Annotated in this window: 3 protein-coding genes; all 3 read right to left on the reverse strand. The window is 34.3% G+C overall.

Going from position 1 to position 6,273, the window contains the following annotated elements; genetic code table 11:
• Window positions 1–221: 221 nt before the first annotated feature.
• The gene (locus CI949_RS15095; protein ID WP_108138787.1) at window positions 222–2,705 is read right to left on the reverse strand and encodes a glycosyl hydrolase 2 galactose-binding domain-containing protein; all 2,484 of its coding nucleotides are present in this window, start codon (window positions 2,703–2,705) and stop codon (window positions 222–224) included.
• A 24-nt stretch (window positions 2,706–2,729) separates the two neighbouring features.
• Entirely contained in the window at window positions 2,730–4,820 is a 2,091-nt protein-coding gene (locus CI949_RS15100; RefSeq protein ID WP_108138789.1) for a methyl-accepting chemotaxis protein, read from the reverse strand.
• A gap of 193 nt (window positions 4,821–5,013) precedes the next feature.
• On the reverse strand, window positions 5,014–6,273 hold a 1,260-nt coding region (locus tag CI949_RS15105; RefSeq protein ID WP_290767788.1), incomplete at its 5' end, for a GH1 family beta-glucosidase.

Below are 6,273 nucleotides of genomic sequence, written 5' to 3' on the forward strand. Positions count from 1 at the left end.
TTATTCTTTTTCTTTAATTAATGAATCGAGAAATTTTAATTGAAGCTTTTTTTGCATAATTATCATCCCTTCTTAAAAATAAAAGGGTGTACTATTAAAAATTAGCTTTTAATAATCCACCCCTATTAGTGTGCCTATTATTTAATTTTAATTAAGATAAAACTAAGTTGACTACCAAAATATCAGCTTAACTTAGTCTCAAATGACTAAATCTAAAAAATTTAGTATGTGTCAACAAGTGATTTTATCATTAATTTTTCTTCTACTTCTTCTACTGTCATTTCTTTTTCCGGCTTAATCTCAATTATTATCTCTCTCCCAGGGTAAATATGGAAGAAATTATCACTTAATTGAGCATCAATCTCACTAAGCTCAAGCCAGGTCCAGAGAGCAGTATTTTGAGCATTAAGATTTAATTTAAATTTATTTTCTTCTAAAGCTTCAATATTAGTTTCAAATCCAGGCTCTTTAAGCTGCATATGTTTTGGTTTAGCAAAAGAAACAAAATTATCTGCGACAATTTCTCCTTCTACTTTTAATTCCACCCAAAGCATTAAATCTCTGTTTCCAAATTCAGAAACTTCTTCTTTAAAGTTAAGTTTGAGCACTTTTTGATTGCTCTGCCCTTCAATTTCCACTGCAAAATTATTAGACTTAATTAATTTACCAGCTACATCGCGAAGCTGCCAGTTTAACTCGCCCTGCTGCTTCTCCATTAAATCACTGGTAATATGAATTTCTACTGTTGAATCTTCTGGATTTTCAATTCCAGAAACTAGTAGAGGTGCATAGAATTTTTTAGCCATATAGTGTAAGGCCTTCCAGCGGCCGTGATAATCTAGGGAAGACCAGCTCGCTACCGGCCAGTTATCATTTAACTGCCAGTAAAGTGTTCCCATTCCTCTTGGCATATTACGACGCCAGTTTTCGACAGCATATTTAATACCGAGGCCCTGCAGAATTTGACTGGTCCAGATAGTATTTTCAAAACCAACAGGTAAACGGAACCACTGGAGCATGTAATGCATAATTACTGAATTACCAATTCCACTCCGTTGATGGTGTTCCATTACATATGAAGTTATGTTGCGGTCTTCTTTTTCAGTATATCCATAACTAGTTTTAGGTTCAGGAAATGATTGAAAACCAAATTCACTATTAAAGCGATGTTCACAACTACGATACCATTCAAATGGTTTTAAACCATGCCAGACATCCCAGAGATGAGCATCTCCTGAGTCAGGGTTATTATAATCATTACGATCACCCTGAGGAGTGTGAGGACTACCTGGCCAGTAATCAGTCTGTGGATTATGATCTGCTACAATTTCGGGCAGTAGTTCATCAAAAAGCTTTTTATAATCATCCCAGGGCATTGTTATTTTTTCACTGTCCCACTCTTCAGCTGCAATTCCCTGTTCAATCTCATTATTACCACACCATAGTGCCAGAGAAGCATGATGGCGTATTCTTTTTACATTATCTTCTGCTTCAACTTTAACATTTTCCATAAAATCATCATCAAAACTCGGATAGGTTCCACAGGCAAATACGAAATCCTGCCAGACAGTCAATCCAAGTTGATCACAGATTTCATAAAAGTCATCAGTCTCATATAGTCCACCACCCCAGACTCTGAGCATATTCATGTTAGCAGCGGCTGCAGATTCTAAAAGCTCTCTATAATCTTCTCTTTTAACTCGAGAGACAAAAGCATCAGCTGGAATCCAGTTAGCTCCTTTGGCAAAAAAGTCCTCTCCATTTGCCCTGAATTTAAAAGATTCTCCCCATTCATCTGCTTCAGTAATTAATTCAAGAGTTCTTAAACCTATTTTTTTCTGATTCTTGTCTAAATACTGGCCATTACTATCATAAATGGTAATCTCTAAGTTATAGAGAGGCTGCTCTCCCATTCCATTAGGCCACCAGATTTCTGGATTTTCTACTTCAAAGTCAATTTTTGCTTTTTCACCTTCAATTTCAAATTTATTGTGGTATTCCTTTTTTCCTGCCAGTGAAAAGTCTATTTCTACAGTAAGATTTTCAGCAGCAATTTTTTCACATTCGAGATCAATACTTAAATCAACATCACCATTTTCTAAATGATTTTGCTCTATCTGAACTGCTTCTATACGTGCTTTATCAAGTGCGATTAGTTCAATATCTTTCCAGATTCCCATTGTAACAAGCATCGGACCCCAATCCCAACCAAAATTACTTGGCTGTTTTCGCAGCCAGCCACCTCCATGCAGACGGTGGTCACCAACACTCCAAGCTGGAATATGGAATTCCTCATCTTTTTGCTTTAGATATGGCAGAGGAGAATTAAAATGAATTTTTATTTCGTTTTCTCCTTCTTTCAGATATTCTTTGACATCAAACTCCCACTCCCGATACATATTATTAGTAGAAGCTATTTTTTGCTCATTTAAATAAATTTCAGCCAGAGTGTCCAAACCTTTTGCACTTAAAAGAATTTTTTTAGCTGCTAAAAAGTCAGCATCAAGATTAAAAGTACGACTGTAATCCCAATCACTCTCACCAATCCACATAACTTTCTCTTCATTATCTCTATAAAATGGATCATCAATTAGACCAGCATTTATTAAATCAGTATGAACACAACCAGGAACTTCTGCTGTGATAACATCATTCTCTCCACTCTGATTTAACTGCCACTTACCATTTAGACTAAGATTATTCATCTGATCACCTCTATATTTTATTAGTTATTCTACCTGAAAATCATTGATATTATTAATTAATTCTTCAGACATAGTTTTAAGCTCAACAGCTGTATCTAAAATCTCATCTGTTGAAGCAGACTGTTCTTCTGTTGAAGCCGAAATCTGTTCTGAACTGGAAGCAAAATCACGGGTTACTTTTGCAATATCATTAATAGCATTTTCAACATTTTCGCTTTCTTCTCGCATTGATGCAATTCTCTTAACTACATTATTAATTGAATTCCCTAAATCATTTGATACATTTCTAATTTCTTTAAAGATGTCATTTGTCTCTTCAATACTGCCCACACTGGCATCTACAAGTTCCTCATTTTCATCCATAGAATTAACTGCCTGATTAACTCCAGACTGAATTTTTTCTATTAGCTTAGATATTTGTTCTGTTGCATCTGCTGATTCTTCTGCAAGAGAACGAATCTCGTCTGCTACTACAGAAAAACCTCGCCCTGCTTCTCCAGCTCTTGCAGCTTCTATTGCCGCATTAAGAGCTAATAAATTAGTCTGATTAGAAATATCATTAATTAAAACTACAATATCTCCAATTTCTTCTGACATTGTCCCTAAATTTTGAATTAGCTTTGCGACTTCCGATGTCTCCTGACTCAGATCATTAATATTTTTAATAGAACTATCAACAGTCTGATTCCCTTTTTCGATACTGCTTAAAACTTCTTGAGCACCTTTTGAAATTTCTTCCGCATTACTATCAACTTCTTTAATCTCATTATTTAAACGCTGAACATTATTATTACTTTCTTCTATCTGAGCAAGCTGTTCTTCTGAACCAGCTGATAAATTTTCTACTGCCAGACCAACTTCTTCTGCTCCTTTACTAACCTCACGACTATTATTATCCATTTTTTCTGCTGACTGATTTAAATTTCTTGCTTGTTGATCAATATCAATTACCAGACCTTTAAGTTCATCCAGCATCTCATTAAAAATACCAGCCATAATTCCAATTTCATCTTTTCTTTTTAAATTCTTGCCTTCCATCTTGACCTGATCTCTTAAATCACCATTTTTCATATTCCTAAATGCTTCCATAAAGGCTGAAAGTGGTTTAAGCTGCCAGCTAATAAATAAGACTGTAATAATTAAAGCTAAAAACAATGAAATTATTGATACTGTTAAAATATTCTGGCCTAAACTATTTACAGGTGCCAGCATTTCAGAATTTGGTATTTCTACTGCCAGAGCTAAGTTTTCAGTAATTTGTTCTTTTAGTAAATAATTATTATCTATCTCAGTAGTTATTATATTTTCTCCCTCTACCTGATTATCTATAAACCACTGATTATCAATTGTCTGGGCAAATAAATCTCTATTTTGAGCTCTAATTATTTGTCCATTCGCGTTAATAAGCCTATAATTATCTGCATTATCAACAGCAAGACTCTGGAGCTCAGAGTAAACAATTTCTGGGTTTAGGGCAAGAACAATATAAGCAGTTATAGTCTCCCCATCATCTCCATATAGTGGAGAATTATATAATAAGTAGTTGTTTTCTCCCTCACTATGGATAGTACCAAAATTAATATCTTTATATAAATCTTGACTCAGATGTTCTCTTAAGTAATTCTCATTATCTTCTACAGCCTGAGCTGAATAAGCACGAGAATCGGCAATAACAGTTCCATCTGCCATAGCAAGATATGCATATTCAATACTTTCTATGTTTTTGGAAACTGAACCCAGGGCTGAAGCAGTAGAATATTCCATACTTAAAAAGGAATCAATATTTGCTAAAAATTCTTCTCTCTGTTCAGCAGTTACTTCTCCTCCGGGATAAAGTCCTTCCATTAGAGTATAATAACCATTAAAACTACTATCAGAGCTAATTGAGTCTATTTGCCGATTAAGTGTTTTTAACATTGCATCAACATTGCTTTGATAAGAAGCAGCAATTAAATTAATATTTTCATCAATCTGTTCTCTCACAATCTCAGATGCTGAATTAAAAGTTATGTAACTGATCGTTCCTAAAACTAATAATAAAATTAAAACTATAATGGCAGAAATCTTCCATTTGAGTGAGTGAAAAAATCCGAGTTTTCCTTTTTGGGAAGCCATTTTATTTCCTCCTGCTTAATTTTTTGGATCAAATTAATAAAATTAAAAATTTTTAAAATGAGTATAACTAAATTAACATTAATTGTCTTGAAAGTCAATAAAGCTTAAAGTGGTTAAGGGATATTAAGCTGGTATAGGGGAACCTGCTCTATAATTAAACCACTCTAAGCTTTTATTGCCTTAGAACAAATATTTATTTATCTAAACCGTTTTTAGCAATAACTTCCTGCAGTAGCTTAGCACTATCTTTTAAAATTCTTGTCTGCTCATTTTCATAATCAATGAATATAATTCCAAAGCGTTTATCATAACCATATGCCCATTCGAAATTATCCATTAATGACCAGATGTAATAACCAGCAAGATTAACTCCAGCTTCAATCGCCTGCTTGGCTGCTTTAAAATGTTCTTCCAAATATTCAACTCGTTTCTTATCATGAACCTGCCCATCTTCTGCTATTTGATCATCATAGGCAGCTCCATTTTCGGTAATAAAGATTGGAGCTTTAGTATATTCTTTGTTTAATCTTAATAATAAATCAGTTAAGCCCTCTGGATATACCTCCCAATCCATTTCGGTGTATTCTACACCATCTGGTTTTACTGTTTTAAAATTAAGTTTTTCAGACTCATCATATTCAACCACTGCTCTTGAATAATAGTTGATACCTAAAAAATCAATATCTCTGCTTATTATTTCTAAGTCTCCCTTTTCCATTTCAAAAGGATTATCATATTCATTCTGATATAAAGACATTAATTTTTCCGGATACTTAGCTTTAAAAACTGGATCTAAAAACCAGCGATTATTAAAAGCATCACAATAATCTTTAGCCAACTGATCTTCTTTGCTATTAGTTTTTGGATAAACATGGTTTAGGTTTAGAGTAATACCAACTTGACCATCGATACCACTTTCTCTAAAGCTCTTAACTGCCATTCCATGTGAAAGTAATAGATTATGTGCCACCTGTAATGCTTTTTGAGGATCGGTAAAACCAGGAGCATGCTCTCCCCATAGATTACCAACCATCGAAACTACCATTGGCTCATTATGTGTTATCCAGCGGGGAATAAGATCACCAAACTCTTTATACATAATCCGAGCATACTCATTAAAATATTTAGCAGTATCTCGATTTTCCCAGCCACCTTTATCCTGAAGTTTCTGGGGTAAATCCCAGTGATAAAGTGTTGCAGCAGGTTTGATTCCTGCTTGCAAAAGCTCATCAACCAGGGATTTGTAAAAATCAATCCCCCTTTGATTTATCTTTCCTTTACCAGCAGGTAAGATCCTCGGCCAAGCAATGGAAAAACGATAGGTATCTAAACCAATTTCTTTCATTAGTTCTACATCTTCTTTGAATCTATGGTAATGATCACAGGCAAGATCGCCTGTATCATTATTTGAGATATTTCCCTTTTGATGAGTAAATCTATCCCAGATAGATTC

It is taken from the genome of Halanaerobium sp. (genome assembly GCF_003070835.1).

Coding starts and splice junctions, on each gene's coding strand:
- CI949_RS15100 (WP_108138789.1), bottom strand. CDS start 4,820: ATGGCTTCCCAAAAAGGAAAACTCGGATTTTTTCACTCACTCAAATGG.
- CI949_RS15095 (WP_108138787.1), bottom strand. CDS start 2,705: ATGAATAATCTTAGTCTAAATGGTAAGTGGCAGTTAAATCAGAGTGGA.